General features: G+C 42.0%; 16 protein-coding genes. 11 read left to right on the top strand and 5 right to left on the bottom strand.

Going from position 1 to position 16747, the window contains the following annotated elements:
• Positions 1–33: 33 nt before the first annotated feature.
• Complete coding sequence (locus tag HCZ91_RS13120; protein ID WP_179799689.1) at positions 34–798, bottom strand: ABC transporter ATP-binding protein; 765 nt, start codon at positions 796–798, stop codon at positions 34–36.
• Positions 799–972: 174 nt separating this feature from the next.
• Between HCZ91_RS13120 and HCZ91_RS13115 the strand changes: the two genes are divergently transcribed.
• The gene (locus tag HCZ91_RS13115; protein ID WP_179799688.1) at positions 973–2217 is read left to right on the top strand and encodes a siderophore-interacting protein; all 1245 of its coding nucleotides are present in this window, start codon (positions 973–975) and stop codon (positions 2215–2217) included.
• 279 nt (positions 2218–2496) lie between these two features.
• A complete protein-coding gene (locus HCZ91_RS13110; RefSeq protein ID WP_179799687.1) occupies positions 2497–3414 on the top strand; it encodes a haloalkane dehalogenase in 918 nt (305 codons plus the stop codon).
• Positions 3415–3540: 126 nt separating this feature from the next.
• On the opposite strand, the gene HCZ91_RS13105 is transcribed toward HCZ91_RS13110, so the two are convergent.
• On the bottom strand, positions 3541–4125 hold the full coding sequence (locus HCZ91_RS13105) for a TetR/AcrR family transcriptional regulator (protein WP_179799686.1): 585 nt from the start codon (positions 4123–4125) through the stop codon (positions 3541–3543).
• Positions 4126–4247: 122 nt separating this feature from the next.
• Positions 4248–4928, bottom strand: a complete 681-nt coding sequence (locus tag HCZ91_RS13100; RefSeq protein ID WP_179799685.1) for a glutathione S-transferase family protein — start codon at positions 4926–4928, stop codon at positions 4248–4250.
• Between the two features lie 219 nt (positions 4929–5147).
• Between HCZ91_RS13100 and HCZ91_RS13095 the strand changes: the two genes are divergently transcribed.
• The 6 genes from HCZ91_RS13095 to HCZ91_RS13070 all read left to right on the top strand — a co-directional run bounded on the left by HCZ91_RS13095 (position 5148) and on the right by HCZ91_RS13070 (position 10604).
• On the top strand, positions 5148–5438 hold the full coding sequence (locus HCZ91_RS13095; protein ID WP_179799684.1) for a putative quinol monooxygenase: 291 nt from the start codon (positions 5148–5150) through the stop codon (positions 5436–5438).
• A 499-nt stretch (positions 5439–5937) separates the two neighbouring features.
• Complete coding sequence (locus tag HCZ91_RS13090; protein ID WP_179799683.1) at positions 5938–6492, top strand: carboxymuconolactone decarboxylase family protein; 555 nt, start codon at positions 5938–5940, stop codon at positions 6490–6492.
• A gap of 111 nt (positions 6493–6603) precedes the next feature.
• The gene (locus HCZ91_RS13085) at positions 6604–7257 is read left to right on the top strand and encodes a DsbA family oxidoreductase (protein WP_179799682.1); all 654 of its coding nucleotides are present in this window, start codon (positions 6604–6606) and stop codon (positions 7255–7257) included.
• Between the two features lie 70 nt (positions 7258–7327).
• On the top strand, positions 7328–8215 hold the full coding sequence (gene yghU / locus HCZ91_RS13080; RefSeq protein WP_179799681.1) for a glutathione-dependent disulfide-bond oxidoreductase: 888 nt from the start codon (positions 7328–7330) through the stop codon (positions 8213–8215).
• Between the two features lie 359 nt (positions 8216–8574).
• Positions 8575–9117, top strand: a complete 543-nt coding sequence (locus HCZ91_RS13075; protein WP_057760581.1) for a redoxin domain-containing protein — start codon at positions 8575–8577, stop codon at positions 9115–9117.
• A gap of 518 nt (positions 9118–9635) precedes the next feature.
• Positions 9636–10604, top strand: a complete 969-nt coding sequence (locus HCZ91_RS13070; protein ID WP_179799680.1) for an acyltransferase — start codon at positions 9636–9638, stop codon at positions 10602–10604.
• Positions 10605–10749: 145 nt separating this feature from the next.
• On the opposite strand, the gene HCZ91_RS13065 is transcribed toward HCZ91_RS13070, so the two are convergent.
• Both HCZ91_RS13065 and HCZ91_RS13060 read right to left on the bottom strand, forming a co-directional pair.
• Positions 10750–11433 carry a cupin domain-containing protein gene (locus HCZ91_RS13065; RefSeq protein ID WP_179799679.1) on the bottom strand — a complete coding sequence of 228 codons (684 nt, stop codon included), beginning with the start codon at positions 11431–11433 and terminating at the stop codon, positions 10750–10752.
• A 92-nt stretch (positions 11434–11525) separates the two neighbouring features.
• Positions 11526–12389: a universal stress protein gene (locus HCZ91_RS13060; RefSeq protein WP_179799678.1), complete on the bottom strand. Its 864-nt coding sequence runs from the start codon at positions 12387–12389 to the stop codon at positions 11526–11528.
• 321 nt (positions 12390–12710) lie between these two features.
• On the opposite strand from HCZ91_RS13060, the gene HCZ91_RS13055 reads away from it, so the two are divergent.
• The 3 genes from HCZ91_RS13055 to HCZ91_RS13045 all read left to right on the top strand — a co-directional run bounded on the left by HCZ91_RS13055 (position 12711) and on the right by HCZ91_RS13045 (position 16493).
• The gene (locus HCZ91_RS13055) at positions 12711–13244 is read left to right on the top strand and encodes a DUF2058 domain-containing protein (RefSeq protein WP_179799677.1); all 534 of its coding nucleotides are present in this window, start codon (positions 12711–12713) and stop codon (positions 13242–13244) included.
• A gap of 446 nt (positions 13245–13690) precedes the next feature.
• Positions 13691–14095 (top strand): hypothetical protein, encoded by a 405-nt coding sequence (locus HCZ91_RS13050; RefSeq protein ID WP_179799676.1) that lies wholly within the window; start codon positions 13691–13693, stop codon positions 14093–14095.
• Positions 14096–14339: 244 nt separating this feature from the next.
• Positions 14340–16493: a bifunctional TVP38/TMEM64 family protein/FAD-dependent oxidoreductase gene (locus HCZ91_RS13045; protein WP_179799675.1), complete on the top strand. Its 2154-nt coding sequence runs from the start codon at positions 14340–14342 to the stop codon at positions 16491–16493.
• Positions 16494–16747: the final 254 nt, after the last annotated feature.

Raw genomic sequence — 16747 nt, 5'->3', positions numbered from 1 at the left:
GACGAATTAGAAAGAAAGAGCAGAAATCAGACGTTAAGCGACTGCGACAGGCTGTCCCGTAATAGGATGACTGAGCAGCTGCATATCGACATTAAAGATATCGTGTAGCACGGTAGGTTGCATGGTGCTTGCGATATCACCGTTGTGACATACTTGGCCATTTTTTAGCGCGATGATTCGATCCGCATACTGCGCGGCCAAATTAATATCATGGATAATAATCACCACACTCAAGCCTTGCTCATCGACCAAACGACGAATAAGCTGAATGACCTCGATTTGATAATGCATGTCAAGCGCAGCAAGTGGCTCATCGAGCAATAGATAACGGGTATCTTGTGCCAGACACATCGCGAGCCAAGCACGAGCGCGTTCCCCGCCTGATAGTGTTGCCGTAATACGATCTGCGAATGCCTGTGTTTGGGTAACCTTTAGCGCCTGCTCGACTTTATCTCTATCTATTTGAGTTGGCTTTTGCAGCCACTTTTGATGCGGATAACGCCCTAGCATCACCAGCTCGCGTACAGTAAATCCAGCGGCTTCTGGCAATTGCTGCGGTAGATATGCCATTTGACGTGCCAACTCTTTATTGCCGTAATCGCTAATATTGGTCTCATCTAGTGTGATCGTACCCCCACTGCTCGTCATCTCTCCTGCCAACGCCTTAATCAGAGTCGACTTACCAGAGCCATTATGCCCAACCAATGCCACCAGTTGATTAGTATCAATCTCGCAGCTCACGTTGTCTAATAGATTATTTCCTTGACGGCTGATGGTCAGTTGGTTTGCACGTAGCATATAAGCACTCATTGTTGGTCAAAATTGAGAAAAGTAAGGGTAGTAGCAATCGCTCTCTCAAAACGAAAACGACAATTACGATGATTTTACTCGTAAATGATAATAAAAACAATTATCATTTACCATAAACTCATTCACTTTAATTTCAACGCTCTGTTGATTGCGAGTATTTATATGACCAACCTTCTTTTAGCTACTACAGAAAACACTGATAACCAAAACAGCCAATACACTTCCCTAAACGATCCTGAAATAGCAAGTGTGGTCACTCATATTAATGAAGAGCACCTCGATGAACTGCTTGGATTCTTGAGTGCATTTACCTCATTATCTACCACCGAATTAGATCTGGTCGATGCGCAGATAACTGATATTTATGCTGAAGGTATTGCTATACAGACTTTTCTAAAAAGCTCAGAGATTCAACCAGCTGGCGCTCACAACACCTCGCTTGATGACCAGACTTTCTTTATCGCTTTTGCCGCACCTATCTCCCAGCTTGATGACTTGCAAGCCCAATATATCTTGCTAAAACAAAGAGCAGATAAAAAGCTAGGCAAAAAAACAATCAAACTGACCAAGCAAGTATTTGATGTACAAAGTAGTTATAGAGCCAGCAAAAATATGCTGCGCCTTGAATTGAGCATGTCGTCATTAAGCGATGTCAAAGGCGCAAAAAACTCGACGTCAGTACCTACCAACGAAGCGGGTTACGCTTACTTGTTTGATTTAGAGCACAACGCAATGACCAACGCATTGATTACTGACAGCACTGATGGCAATAAATTTGATGATAGCGAGAAGGGAAACGTACACCCTGCACGTCCTCACTGTTATTACACTTTGAGAAAAGCATGGCAAGCCGATGATGAGATAAGAGCTTGGGTCGATGTTTTTTTGCATGGGGATACGCCGGGGGGCAACTGGGCAGCAGCACTACAAGCAGGCGAGACCGTTGTCACAAAACGAGAGTTTCCAGAAAAGGTAGAGCACTTACGAGACGGTCAAGCGGTACTGATTGTCGATGAGACATCAATGCCAACGGCAGCACGACTGCTAGAGCTATGGAACAATCCTACACCACCATTGGTCATTTGCGTGACGCAAGATGCAGGCGATCAAAGCTACCTCGATACTGTAAAAATGCGCAGTTGCCTCAATTGCGATACTGAAAACAGTAGTAATAACTACTTTACCGTATTGCCTATAGTAACCAATCAACCAAACTCAGGAGCAGATTTAGCCACGCTAATTGACAGGAAGTTAGGCGATTACTTGACTAATAACCCTCTACAGATTGATAAAGTTTGGGGAGCACTAGAAGCGAATACTGCCAAAGCATTGCGCCCATTGCTAAAGGACCGACTTGAGCTTAGTCGTACAGATGTTGTGGTAAAGGTATATTGGCGTCACGATTAGCTTAGCCTTATAAAATGAAACTCAAAACCTATCCTATATCAAAACTTATCCTATATATAGTGGATGCTACTGACACATCCACTATTAATGTTTGCAGCAACGAATGTTTGTAAGGTATAGTTTTCATTTTGAACGTTTAATCAATATAGACTATAAGCAGATAGCCTTATCGCTAGGATTACCAGTAATAGTCGAGTAGCACCCAGAGACTCACTTCTAATAGACTGTCTAACACCTGTGCCAGAATGCACTGTTATTTTTCTAACCCAAGGATGATATATGAAAAAACTTAGGACGCCTGATTCGTATTTTGCTAACTTGCAAGATTACGATTTTGAACCGAACTATCTGATGGTTGATGATACAGAAGGTGGTGAGCTACGCGTACACTACCTTGATGAAGGTCCAAGCGACGCCGACCCTATCTTGTTATTACATGGTGAGCCTTCTTGGTCTTATCTGTATCGTAAAGTCATTCCAATACTAACAGCAGCAGGCCATCGTGTGATTGCGCCAGACCTTCCTGGGTTTGGACGTTCAGACAAACCTGCATCGCGTACTGATTACACTTATCAGCGCCATGTCGATTGGATGCAATCGGTGCTTGATCAATTGGATTTAAAAAATATCACACTGTTTTGTCAAGATTGGGGCGGTTTAATCGGCCTACGCTTAGTAGCAGCGCATCCTGATAAATTCGATCGCGTCGCAGCAGGCAATACGATGCTACCGACTGGGGATCATGATCCCGGCGAAGGTTTTCGCAAGTGGCAGAAATTCTCTCAGGAGACGCCGCAGTTCAATGTAGCAGGCACCATCAAAAGCGGTACCACAACGACATTGTCTCAAGCTGTACTGGATGCTTACGATGCACCCTTCCCTGATGAGTCCTATAAAGAAGGTGCTAGACAGTTTCCTATCCTAGTGCCCACGACACCAGATGATCCTGCTTCAGAAAACAACCGAGCAGCTTGGGTCGTGCTAAGCAAATGGAGCAAGCCATTTATTACACTATTTAGTGATTCTGACCCTGTAACTGGTGGCGGCGATCGCATCATGCAAAAGCTAATTCCTGGTACCAAAGGCCAAAATCATACGACTATTGTCAATGGCGGTCATTTCCTGCAAGAAGACCAAGGCGAAACGTTGGCTGAGCTTCTGCTGAAGTTCATCAATGACAATCCAAAAGCACAGTAATAGATAACAAAAACCCTGATCGCTAATGTACTAGCAATCAGGGTTTTTAGTAATACTATGATGATTGGTCAACGACAAAATTCGCGAGCTGTCATAACTAAAAAATCTGCTTTTTACACAACCTTGCTATACGATATTTTTGAAAATATCATCGATATATTTCTCTACCGCATCATTATCATTAGTGACCTGCGCATACGTCCTCAGACCTATGATCTGAATCTGAAGATAGCGTGCCAGTTCAGTCGCGTCTTTTTGTGCACTGATTTCACCGCTCTCAATAGCTTGCTCAAACCAAGTAGCAAATGAAGCCTCTATCCCTTCTAAAATTCCTGTCGCGTGTGCCAGTAGCTCTGGACTGTCATTTTGAGTCAGTTCAGCGACCGTTTTTACGATCATACACATACCACTTGGTGCTGTTGCCTTATTACACACGATCACAGTGTGAATAAAATGCCGTAGTCCACCAAGCACCGTATCCTTTTGTGCCATGCAATTGGCCAGCCTTTTTGCGCCTTCTGCTGCATAACGATTTAATGACTCTATAAACAGCTTGTCCTTGCTACCAAAAGCTGCATAGATACTGCCAGGATGCATGTTGACGACATCTTGTAGGTTGCGCATCGACGTTGCGTGATAGCCTTTTTCCCAGTAGAGATTTTTGGCTTTTTCGATCACATCCTCACGATTGAATTTTATCGGAGCACTCATAATTTTCACCTTAATAGCTTTGCCTTAAAACCTATTTTAAGGCAAAGTTTGTAGAATCAACCTTAGTTCTTGGTTTTAATCACTTTTTATATTATAAGGCTTATTGACCGCCTTTGCTTCGATTAACTGTTTTTATCAAAGTTTTGTGGATAAAGTGCGCGTGCTGCAACATCATCAAAGTCAGTCTTAAAATCAATACCTTTAGGGATATCGCGGGCTTTTTGTACCGCAGGACGGGCATCAATATTTGCAAACCAACGCTTTAGATTAGGATAATTATCCAATCCTGCATCACCTAGTACGACCGCTGCCTTATCAATCCAGCCCCATGCAGAGATATCCGCAATTGTGTATTCATCCCCAACGAAATATTCGCGATCTTCTAGGTGCGTATCTAGCACTTCATAATGACGCTCAGCCTCACGAAGGTAGCGATTAATTGCATATGGGATTTTTTCTGGCGCTTTGTGTCTAAAGTGCACCGATTGACCAGAAAAAGGACCCAGTCCTGATGCAATAAACATGAGCCATGACAGCATCTCGCTACGGTCTTCTGGCTTGCCTGCCAATTGTCCTGTCTTTTCGGACAAGTACATCAAGATAGCAGTAGAGTCGAATACACGTTTGCCATCATCTTCGAGCGCTGGGGTTTTGCCATTTGGATTGATAGCACGGTACTCAGGCGTATGTTGCTCACCTTTTAATGTATCAACTGCGACAAGCTCATAAGGCAGACCAGTTTCTTCAAGAAACAGTGCCACTTTCATTGGGTTTGGGGTTTGATGAAAATAAAACTTAAGCATAATCTTATCCTATTGGAAGATAGTTGTTTGATGACTACAAAAGGCAGTAGAGAGAACAAAAATAGCCATCATGATTTGAAGCGTTTTCTTATTATCTGGCAAACACTATAGCTATTAATGAACGTTCGTTCAAGTAGCAATATATATTGATATGATAAATTATGTACTCATACAGGCCACTCCAACTGTCTCACTAACTCATAATAAAAAGGATTGAAAATGTCTACGTTAACGATTATTGCTCATATAACCGCAAAAGATAATAGCGTTGATCTCGTAAAGGCTGAGCTTGAAAAACTGATACCTGCAACACGTGATGAGGAAGGATGTATTCGTTACGATCTTTTCCAAGATAACGACAGCCCTGCTCATTTTATGTTTCATGAAAGTTGGGCAACGCGTGAATTATGGCAAGTTCATATGGAGAACCAGCATCTAAAAGATTTTTCAGCAGCGACTGAAGGTGCTGTCGAATCATTCGTGCTGCATGAGATGACTGAGGTTCGTTAATCTCTTCTTCAAAGCTCATACCTATTCGATAAGTATCAACGTCAACATAAAGAAATAGGAAAAGGAAAACCAGCTGCTTCCTCTTTCTATTTCTATTCTTTGGTACATCTTTGCTCTGGTGCTGTCATTGTACAGCGATGACTTAATTATCCCTCTTTATCATGCTACTTATGTCCCGTTAATACATTTTTTTCGTTTTATAAATATGCTTACTTACACAGTGTTACTTTATTAGGTTATTGATATTATTGCCATAAACACTACAGACCATAGAAATGTAATTTGACCATTACAATTTAATTGAACGATTACTCAAATAATTATTGAGCGATTGCTCAATATCATTTATAGTAGTCTCTATTGACTCGCTTGCTAAGCAAAATCGTCAATTTTGAGTAACCATTCAAAATAATGATTGATAACAAATCAACGATTACTTTTAGGCTATTTCAAAACCCTAAAACAAGTTAAGTTTAAACCGACTACTAGGAATTATATTATGACCGAATTTACACTACACGATAAAGACAGCGCGCCAGCAGACAGCAAAGCATTGCTTGATACCTCTATCAAGGCTTTTGGTATGGTTCCAAATCTACATGCTGTTATGGCTGAAGCACCAGGATTACTAGAAGGCTACCAACGTCTTCATGAACTATTCTTGAACAGCAGCTTTGATGATGAAGAAACCACTGTCGTATGGCAAACTATCAACGTCGAGCACGCCTGCCATTATTGCGTTCCTGCTCACACTGGTATCGCCAAAAGCATGAAGGTAGATGATGCTATCACTGATGCACTACGTGATGAGACGCCACTACCAACCGCACGTCTAGAAGCGCTACGCGACTTTACACTTTCTGTTGTACGTGGTCGTGGTAATGTGGATGATAGCGCAGTCCAAGCATTCTTGGACGCAGGTTACACCAAGCGTCAAATCCTAGAAATTATTCTAGGTGCAGCTCAAAAAGTCATGAGCAACTACACGAACCACTTGGCTGATACACCTGTAGACAAACCATTCCAAAAGTTTGAGTGGCATAAAGCTGGTTAATAGCAGCACTAGCCTAGCGCTGACACCGTCCATTTGATGTTTTCATACTGTTGTTCGAAACATCTTCGGGCAGCAGTTTTTCATTTTAATATATCGCTAATGAGAGATGATATGGAACATTCAGAGAAACCCTTACGAATAGATATCGTGTCAGACGTTGTCTGTCCTTGGTGCGCCATTGGCTACAGTCAACTGGCTGAGGCATTAAAACAAACCAACACGCCGCACGAAATCCACTGGCACCCCTTTGAGCTCAATCCCAACACACCAGCTGAAGGACGGAACTATCGTGAGCATATCATGGGGAAATACGGTACAACTGCTGAGGACGTTAAAGAAAACCGAGCTAGAATGACAGCCGCAGGTGCGGAAGTTGGTTTTAACTTTCAATTCACAGATGATTTTCGTACCTATAATACTTTTAATGCGCATCAATTGCTGCACTGGGCTGATCAGCAAGGACGTATGCACGACCTAAAACAAGCATTGTTCGTTGCGCATTTCGTTGATAATAAAAACGTGGCTGACAGTACCGTACTGGCAGATGTCGCAGCAGATATTGGACTAGATCATAATGAAGCACTCGCCGTTATCGCAGATCAACGCTTTGCCAATGTGATACGTGAAGCCGTACAGCATTCAAAGCAGCAAGGTGTTCAAAGCGTACCATCCGTTATCTTCAACGGTCGGCATCTGGTGAGCGGTGCACAAGGTGTAGAAAACTACAAAAACATCTTGAAGCAAATAGCAGACATGCCAGAATAAAAACAATAAACTGGATCTGATTTACCAATTACACCCTACTGAGCATAGTATATAAAAAGGTATCATCATTATGTCAAACTCTAATCATTACGAGCCACCCAGCGTCTGGACATGGGATGCAGAAAGCGGCGGTAAGTGGGCAAGTGTCAACCGCCCTATCGCTGGCCCAACACATGAAGCGGATCTACCTCGCGGCAAACATCCGTTACAGATCTACTCAATGGGCACCCCTAACGGCCAAAAAGTCACCATTATGGTTGAAGAGTTATTGGCATTAGGTGTGACAGACGCTGAGTACGACGCGCACCTTATTCAAATTGGTGAAGGCGGACAGTTCTCATCAGGTTTCGTTGAGCTAAATCCAAACTCAAAAATCCCTGTACTTTTGGATACAGAGACTGGTAGCCGTGTGTTTGAGAGTGGCGCCATTTTATTCTATCTTGCTGAAAAATTCGGAAAACTACTCCCTAAAGATGCAGCAGCACGCACTGAAGTCATGAATTGGCTCTTCTGGTTACAAGGCTCTGCCCCTTACTTAGGCGGCGGTTTTGGACATTTCTACTTTTATGCGCCAGAAAAGTTTGAGTACCCTATCAATCGATTCACGATGGAAGTAAAACGTCAATTAGATGTACTAGAACGTGAGCTTGCAGACAATCGCTATCTAGGTGGCGATGAGTATACGATTGCAGATATCGCCACTTGGCCTTGGTATGGCAATCTAATACTAGGTGAAGCATACAATGCAGGAGAGTTCCTACAAGTTGAGAGCTATCCAAATGTACGTCGCTGGGCAACTGAGATTTTAGAGCGTCCTGCTGTGCAACGTGGTCGCAAGGTAAACCGCACTTGGGGTGAACCTGCTGAGCAATTACACGAACGTCATAACGCCTCAGATTTCGAGCTAAAAACTCAAGATAAACTATATGCTCAGACAACTGAAGAAGCGAAAAAATAGACGCTTTGTCTATGACTCACTAGGGCGTGTCATCATTTAGATTGTGAGGCTTAAAATGAGAAAAATTGCAGTCAAACAAGGAAGAACTCGCCACAAATATGAACATATTGACAAGATTTCTGACGATGTTTGACAAAATTTAGCCATTTTAAGACCACTAAATGTGTCAATGTGCTAATTGATGATATGCTCTATCCTACTTAAATAGTTTTATTGGTCTATTTTAAAGGTAATGTTAATTTTTCCTGTTACTACTTGGGACGACTGTAAACATCCAATACTTTTGCACTTAAGACTGCTACTGTAAGGCTGTTAAATACCAACTAACCATAAAAATACTATTAAAAAGGATAAGAACTATGTCAACAGATTATGCTCAAAAAATTCAAGCCGGTACTACGTTTCCTAAAATGGAAGTACAAGTATTAAACAGTGAAATGACTTCGTTAGGCAAACCTGAAAACGGTCATGACTGGAAACTGGTTGTTGTATACCGTGGTAAACATTGCCCAATTTGCACAAAGTATCTAAATACCTTAGAGACAGTAAAACAGTCTTTCTATGACGTCGGTGTCGATATCATCGCAGTATCTGCAGACAGCAAAGAGCAGTTAGAAGGTCATCTCGATCAAATAGATGTCAGTTTCCCTATGGCTTATGGTCTGACTATCGAGCAGATGAACACGCTAGGTCTATACATCTCTGACCCACGTTCAGAAAAAGAAACTGATCATCCTTTCGCTGAACCTGCTGTATTCGTCATCAATGCTGAAGGAAAAGTGCATATTGTTGATATCTCGAACGCACCGTTCTCTAGACCAGATCTTGAAGCCTTGGCAAACGGTTTGGCTTTTGTTAGAAACCCAGAAAACAATTACCCTATCCGTGGTATGCACGGCTAATTGATATAGTAGATATAGAGTGTTGATTCACTCGATTATTTAGCTAATCAAATTTCATTGGTTAGATTATAGCGGGCGTATCGAGATAATTCTTGATACGCCCTTTTTTTTGTTTATTGATAACTTAACTGCTATCAAAATATTTAACTTCATTAATCTTTGCTCAGTACTAATGTGTGAGTAGTACTGTGAATCTACAAAAAGAGGTTCTAGAAGAAACTCGTAGACTAGCCAGCATATAAGGGCTATATTTGAGCTCGAAATATCACCATAGACACTTACCCTTTAAGTAATCTGTATTTCTTTTTTTATCGGTTTATTTTTATAGATAAAACAGACTGTTTTTATGGTTTGATTTGTCTCTCGTTTCGGCTAAATCTCAATACGATTGTACATTTTGATTTATCAATGCTGTTTATTATTTGTTGTTAACACTCGTACACTGAGATTGATTTCTGCTAAAATCATGCAGCAACATTATCAATATCTCATCATAGGCATGAGTAAAAGGATTCGATATGCGATTGAAATCAATCGTTCAAAAACTACATGAACGCGCTCCAAAACTGGGCAAAGCTGCCTCACTGACGACAGCAACCAGCGTTATCACTTTCAATAGTATGTTAGCTGGTCTACCTGTCTGGGTCATGGGTGCTACCAAGGCTATCACCGGTGCTGCCATCGCTGACAAAGCCGTTATCGATGTGACGAACTATTGGATCAATAGCAACAATGCATTGATCGATAACGTATTACCGCGCAAAGATTGGCGCATTAATCTGCCTGATGATGTGCATACCAACGGTAAGTATCTACTGGTGAGCAATCATCAGTCATGGGTTGATACCAGTATCGTGCAATATATCAGCGAGAAACGTTTACCATTGACGCGCTTTTTTACCAAGTTTGAGCTCATATATATCCCTGTCATTGGTCAAGCTTTCTACTTTCTCGACTTTCCTATGATGCGTCGACACTCTAAAGAAGCCATCGCCAAAAACCCTGCTCTAAAGGGTAAGGATATCGAAGAAGCGAAACGAGCGTGTGCATTGCTTAAAGACAAGCCTTTTACACTATTGAACTATCTAGAAGGGACTCGCTTCACTCCTAGCAAACATGATAAACAAAAATCCCCATATACGCATTTACTTAAGCCACGTGCTGGCGGGTTATCACTGGCTATGAGTGCATTAGGGGAAGAGATTGATGGAATTTTGGACATGACGATTGTCTACCCTGACGGTGTGCCCACTTATAGCGATCTATGGAAAGGTAATATCAAGCGTTTAGGCGCCGATGTGCGACATATTGAGATACCCGAAGATCTGTTTACGGCGATCAAAAACGGCGGTTATGAAACAGATGAGGCGATAAAAGCACAGATGTTTGAATGGGTAGAGCAAATATGGCATCAAAAGGATCTGCTAATCACAGAAATGTTGGCTGACTTTGAGAGCAAAGATGCTATCAAAACAAGTGATCTTTGATACTTTTACCTAAAGATACTCATATATAGATAAGAGTTTTTCATAGTGTAGTAAGTTCTAATACAGATAATTTGGTACGTCATGATTAAGAACTAGAAGTACCAAATTATTTTTATATTTTGTCTATATAATTAATAAGCATTATTTAAATTTCTTCAACCTCCAAACCAATGACATGATTAACATGTCCAGTTTTTAGATATATTGTTGCGCCCTCTGCTCCTACCTTTATTTGTACATTTGCATCTATCGGTAGGCGTATCCAACTATCCTGCTGATATACCTGCTCACCTTCTATTAGCTTGCCTGCTATAACTAATATTTCTGCACCGCCATGAACTGTCTCAGTGAATAATAACTCGCCTGCATCGATACGCTGTAGACTAACGTGCTCTACCCCATCGGAAAAAAGCGGGCAGACAGTACGACTACCTTGTTGTTGCCAATTAGCATCGTCATAAGTGTTGATAGCCACATGCTGCGTTTCGTCAGACGACATTTGCCGCAACTTGACGAAAATGACAGCACCTTCGTCACTATAAGGCTTATGGCCTGAAGTCGGCGGATTACGTAGATACCAACCTGCTGGATAATGAGTGTCATCTGCAGAAAAAGTGCCTGATAATACTAAAATCTCTTCGCCGCCTGGATGTAGATGATGCGGAAAGTAAGAGTTTGGCGCGTAACGCACAAGACTGGTAGCGCGAGCCTTCTCCGCGCCTACACGATCAAGCATGACACGCTCCACACCATTTTGTGGTGACTTAATCCATTGATGTGCTTCAGGGGTCAGTGAAGCACTTTGTGAAAAATCTGCATTGATAAGCATAAAATATTCCAAAGATATTAAATGATTAGGGCGTACCCCCAATATAAAACTGAGGACACGCCCTAGACGATAAACACAAATACATGACGTTATTACCGCACTAGAATGACCGGTGATAACGTGCTAGCGATAATTTCTGTCGTTGTACTACCGAGAAACAGTTGCTGCCATTTCGAATGTCCGTACGCCCCCACCACCATAATGTCGACATTGTTCTCTACCTGAAACTTTAACAATCCGTCCACCGCATCAGAAGCAGATAAATGATGTGCTTCAACGACAAACCCAGCATCTTCTAACTGTGCGGCGGCGGCGCTCATACTTTGCTTGGCGGCGTCATTATGATTGCCAACCATCACGATGTGACCTTTTAGACCTTTTAGTAGTGGACTTTTTGACACCATTCGTGCCGCTTTAATAGAGGTCTTGCTACCATCAAAGGCAATCATATAAGAGCTTGGCTCTTCAAATTTCTCTGAGCAAATCAATATAGGAATATCTGACCCACGAGCGACTGTCTCGATCTGACTACCAATATTGATCCGACTGTTCTTATGATCTTCTCCGCGGCGTCCCATCACAATCGCACGATTTTCTTCTTTGAAGTGCTCAATGCTAGGAAGCAGTTTGCCGTGGCGTTGATAAACGCGAACATTGACATCAGCGAAACTGCTTTGAATGTGGCTTTTTGCATCTTGTACCAATGCATTGCTATAGCTGTTGACGACTTTGGCGCGTTGTTCATCTAATTGGGACAGCTCCTCTAATAAAAACTGGCGACTGTTTACCCCTATCGCTCCTGATAAGTCTCGTCTGCTCGATGCCGGTATGTCGCTGACGTGTAATATCCCAACAGGCAAATTGAGCTTGCTGGCATACCAAGCGGCATAGTCACAAACGGATTCAGTCACTGCCGAGCCATCAATACAGGCCAAAATGTGCTGTGATGTTGTCATAATCTGTCCTTAGATTGAGTTATTTAATCCTATAAAGCTGGTCATACTTAACCAAGCTATGCCTTTTATTGGGGAGACATCTACAGAAAATATGTTTCTTAATTCGATGATAACCAATTTGGGCGGCTTCATCCAGTGATGTATACGCTTTTGCCATCATCAGAAGTGTGCTAGCCCTATCATTATTTATGGTTTGCAAGAGTATTATATTGATGCCTCTATAAACTCTGGTCATTGTCTAACCACAAGCGCTGGTAAAGTTTGCTACAATATGTTTTTTAGCATTTGTGATTTAACTATCGTTATTTAGGTGATTGGATTATGGCAAAAAACGCCCTACAAGCTCAATTATTAAAGGCTGGATTGGTGGATAGCAAAAAAGCCAATAAAATCAGCAAGCAAACTCAACATGCCAAACGTACGGGCGATTCAGAAAGCCTAGAGACGAAAAAAGCACTGGCAGAGGCACAGGCAAAAAAACTGGAGAAAGATCAAAAGCTCAATCAAGAAAAACAGCAGGCACTAGAAGAAAAAGCCCTAAAAGCCAATATTATCCAAATGATTAAGCAGCATCAAATTGCGGATACACAAGGCGAGGTCAGCTATCAGTTCGTCGATGAGTCTAAAGTTAAGAAGATTGCCATTACCCAAAAGCTATATGATCAAATCGTGGCAGGTCACGTGGTGATTGCGCGCTTAGAGGACAGCTATGCCCTGCTCCCTCGCCCACTCGCTGACCGTATTGATTCAAAGATGGCAGGTTTTATGGTGGTGTCTAACGATACTGCTGAGGAAGCATTGACAGAAGACGATCCTTATGCCGCTTATGTCATCCCAGATGATTTGATGTGGTAACTGCCAGCTTCTTGTGGTTTTAGCAGTCATAATCATCAGACTATTACCCACTATCTAATCAAAACCCCACATAGAGTGCCTACTCTATGTGGGGTTTTTTATCATTGGTCTCGTTATTTTCACTCACCTTGTGTATCAGCATATCCCATCAAACGTACCTAAAGTCAGCCTTTTTTAAGCCAGTATTGCTGGTTTGGTCGAAAAAGGTAACTCAATCCTCTAATTGCCCTAATTTGAATACATCAACTTGAACAGTTATTCAATAACCACTACAATGCGTTTTTAGCACTTCTGGTGGTAATACTTTGTTTATTTTTGAGTAATCACTCAATATTGTTCGTATTTTTACCTGTATTTGTTATCTATTAGTCCAGTGCCATAGTGCCCGTTTTATTTGCTTAGCTTGTTTCAATTCAATTTCAGTTTTTCTCAACAAGAGATTATTTATGCCAAAACACCTACCACTCTCACTATTATTCCTTCGCCTTGGTGTCTTCATTGTGTTCTTTTTTTGGACGCTCGACAAATTTATAAACCCTGAGCACACCGCAAATGTGTTTGCTAAATTTTATGCACTAGAAGGCTTAGGCACTAGTATTGTTTACGCCATTGGTAGCTTACAAATCATACTGATCTTCTCGTTCGTAATGGGTTTATTCAAAAAATGGACATACGGCATCATCTTATTACTACACGCGGCCTCTACTTTTGCCTCCTTTGGTCTCTACCTCACGCCTTTTGACAACTTACTGTTTTTTGCCGCATGGCCAATGTTGGCGGCTTGTATAGCGCTTTTCTTAATGAGAGATTATGACACCTTAACATTGGGTAAAAATAATCTTCCAGTATAACCATCGACAGCAGTGCTTATTGCTTCAGTCGTATAAATGTCAGACAACAAGACATAATGTATATACTATCAAGACTGCCGACTTCATTTTTTTATCGTAGTTAGGCGATTCAGACAATTAGCTTTGATCGCCAATTTTTGTTAAATATAGTTACTCGAATTCTGTTACTTAGACAATGAGTATTCTACTGTTTGAGTAATAACTACGATTTTAGCCTTCGCTCCCTTATTTGGCCGGACTTTTCATGATTAAAAGAATATTTTTAATACTATTAATATTGATATTAGCGGCAAGCTTTTTTTATTTTGACCTAAATCAATTATTGACGCTTGATGGCTTAAAAGGGTCGATGGCGCAATTTAATGAATACAAAGCGCAGTCACCGCTATTGATTATCGGTGGGTTTTTCTTACTATATGTCGTCGTCACTGCCCTCTCCTTACCAGGCGCTGCGATTTTAACGCTAGCCGCGGGTGCTCTATTTGGTTTGGTTCAGGGCTTACTCGTTGCCTCATTTGCATCGAGTATTGGTGCTACTATTGCCTTCTTGGCATCGCGATATTTACTGCGTGACACCATCAAACAGCGCTTTCCTGAGCGGTTGGCAGCTATTGATGCAGGTGTCGAAAAAGAAGGTGGATTTTATTTATTTACCTTACGTCTGGTACCTATATTTCCATTCTTTTTGATTAACCTATTGATGGGTGTAACGTCTATTAAAACATGGACTTACTACTGGGTCAGTCAAATCGGCATGCTGGCTGGGACGTTTGTCTTCGTCAATGCAGGGACACAGCTGGCACAGATAGACAGCTTATCGGGTATTTTATCTTTCAACTTAATTGTCTCGTTTGCGTTATTAGGTTTCTTCCCCTTAATAGCAAAAGGAGTGTTGAACATGTTTAAAAAACGCCGTGTTTATAAAAACCACACCAAACCTAAAAACTTCGATCGCAATATGATTGTGATTGGCGCAGGCGCAGGCGGATTGGTCACAAGCTACATTGCCGCAGCAGTCAAAGCAAAAGTCACACTGATTGAAGCAGGTGAAATGGGCGGTGATTGTCTCAATTATGGCTGCGTACCAAGTAAAGCCATCATTAAGAGCGCAAAAATCGCTGATCAAATTCGTCATGGGGAGAACTACGGTCTAGAGAACACCGTACCGCAGTTTTCGTTCAAAAAAGTGATGGCACGCGTACAGCAAGTAGTGGCTGATATCGCACCGCACGATAGCGTTGAGCGTTATACCAATCTGGGCGTCGATGTGGTCAAAGGCTATGCCAAGTTAGTTGACCCGTGGACAGTAGAGATTCAACTGAATGACGGCGGCATGCAGACCTTAACAGCGCGTACCATTGTCATTGCCACGGGCGCTCGCCCATTTGTACCGCCTCTGCCAGGTATAGAAGAAACTGGCTACGTAACCAGTGACACGTTATGGACTAAGTTTGCTGAGCTAGAAGAAGCCCCTAATAAGCTAGTAGTACTGGGCGGTGGCCCAATCGGTAGCGAGCTTGCGCAAAGCTTTGCCCGTTTAGGCTCTAACGTGACGCAAATTGAGATGAGCGATCGCATTATGGGTAAAGAAGACCTCGAAGTCTCTACCTTTGCTCATCAGTCGCTCACTGAAAGCGGTGTCAATATTTTGACCTCGCATCAAGCGATGCGCTGCGAGATGCGTGATGGCAAAAAATACATTATCGTCAAACACAATGAAACAGAAATCGATATCGAGTATGATGAGCTACTTTGTGCCGTTGGCCGTAGCGCACGCCTTGAAGGTTATGGTTTAGAGACACTAGGTATCGAAACCAATCGTACTATCGTGACCAACGAATACCTAGAGACGTTATATCCTAATATCTTTGCCGCAGGTGATATCGTTGGCCCATACCAGTTTACTCATGTCGCTGCCCATCAGGGTTGGTACGCCGCAGTAAATGGCTTATTTGGCAACCTGAAAAAGTTTAAAGTAGATTATCGCGTCATTCCGTGGGTTACGTTTATCGACCCAGAAGTCGCTCGTGTCGGTATTAACGAGCAAGAAGCCATTGATAAAGGTATCGATTATGAGATTACTCGTTTTGAGTTTGAAGAGCTGGATCGTGCCATTACAGATAGCGCGGCTAAAGGCTTTATTAAAGTCATCTCGCCAAAAGGTAAAGATAAAATACTTGGCGTTACGGTGGTGTCTGAACATGCAGGCGACCTAATCGCAGAGTTTGTACTGGCCATGAAACATGGTCTGGGTCTCAACAAAATATTGGGCACCATTCATAGCTACCCTACTTGGGCAGAAGGTAACAAATACGCCGCTGGTGAGTGGAAACGTGCTCATGCGCCTGAGACCGTATTAAGTTGGTTAGAGAAATACCATACTTGGCGTCGCGATTAGTTAATGACGGTTAGTTAATATCAGTTAATTAAGGACAGTTTGCTGATCAACGTCATTAAATGACGCGACTGGTAGCAAAGTTCTAAAAGACTCCAATAAAGCTGGTTTAGATTTTGTGGTATCTGTTTGGTTTGACATGGCGTGCTATAGTCAGTCCAAAATATAAAAGGTACAATACTTTTAAACCAAGCAAAGAGAAATATAAAAGATGACCTACTCAGCAGATTTTCGAGCACAAGTTATCAAAAACATTG

This window comes from Psychrobacter sp. BI730, from assembly GCF_013414195.1.
Lineage (GTDB): Bacteria > Pseudomonadota > Gammaproteobacteria > Pseudomonadales > Moraxellaceae > Psychrobacter.
This window is presented reverse-complemented; position numbering and strand designations above follow the sequence as displayed.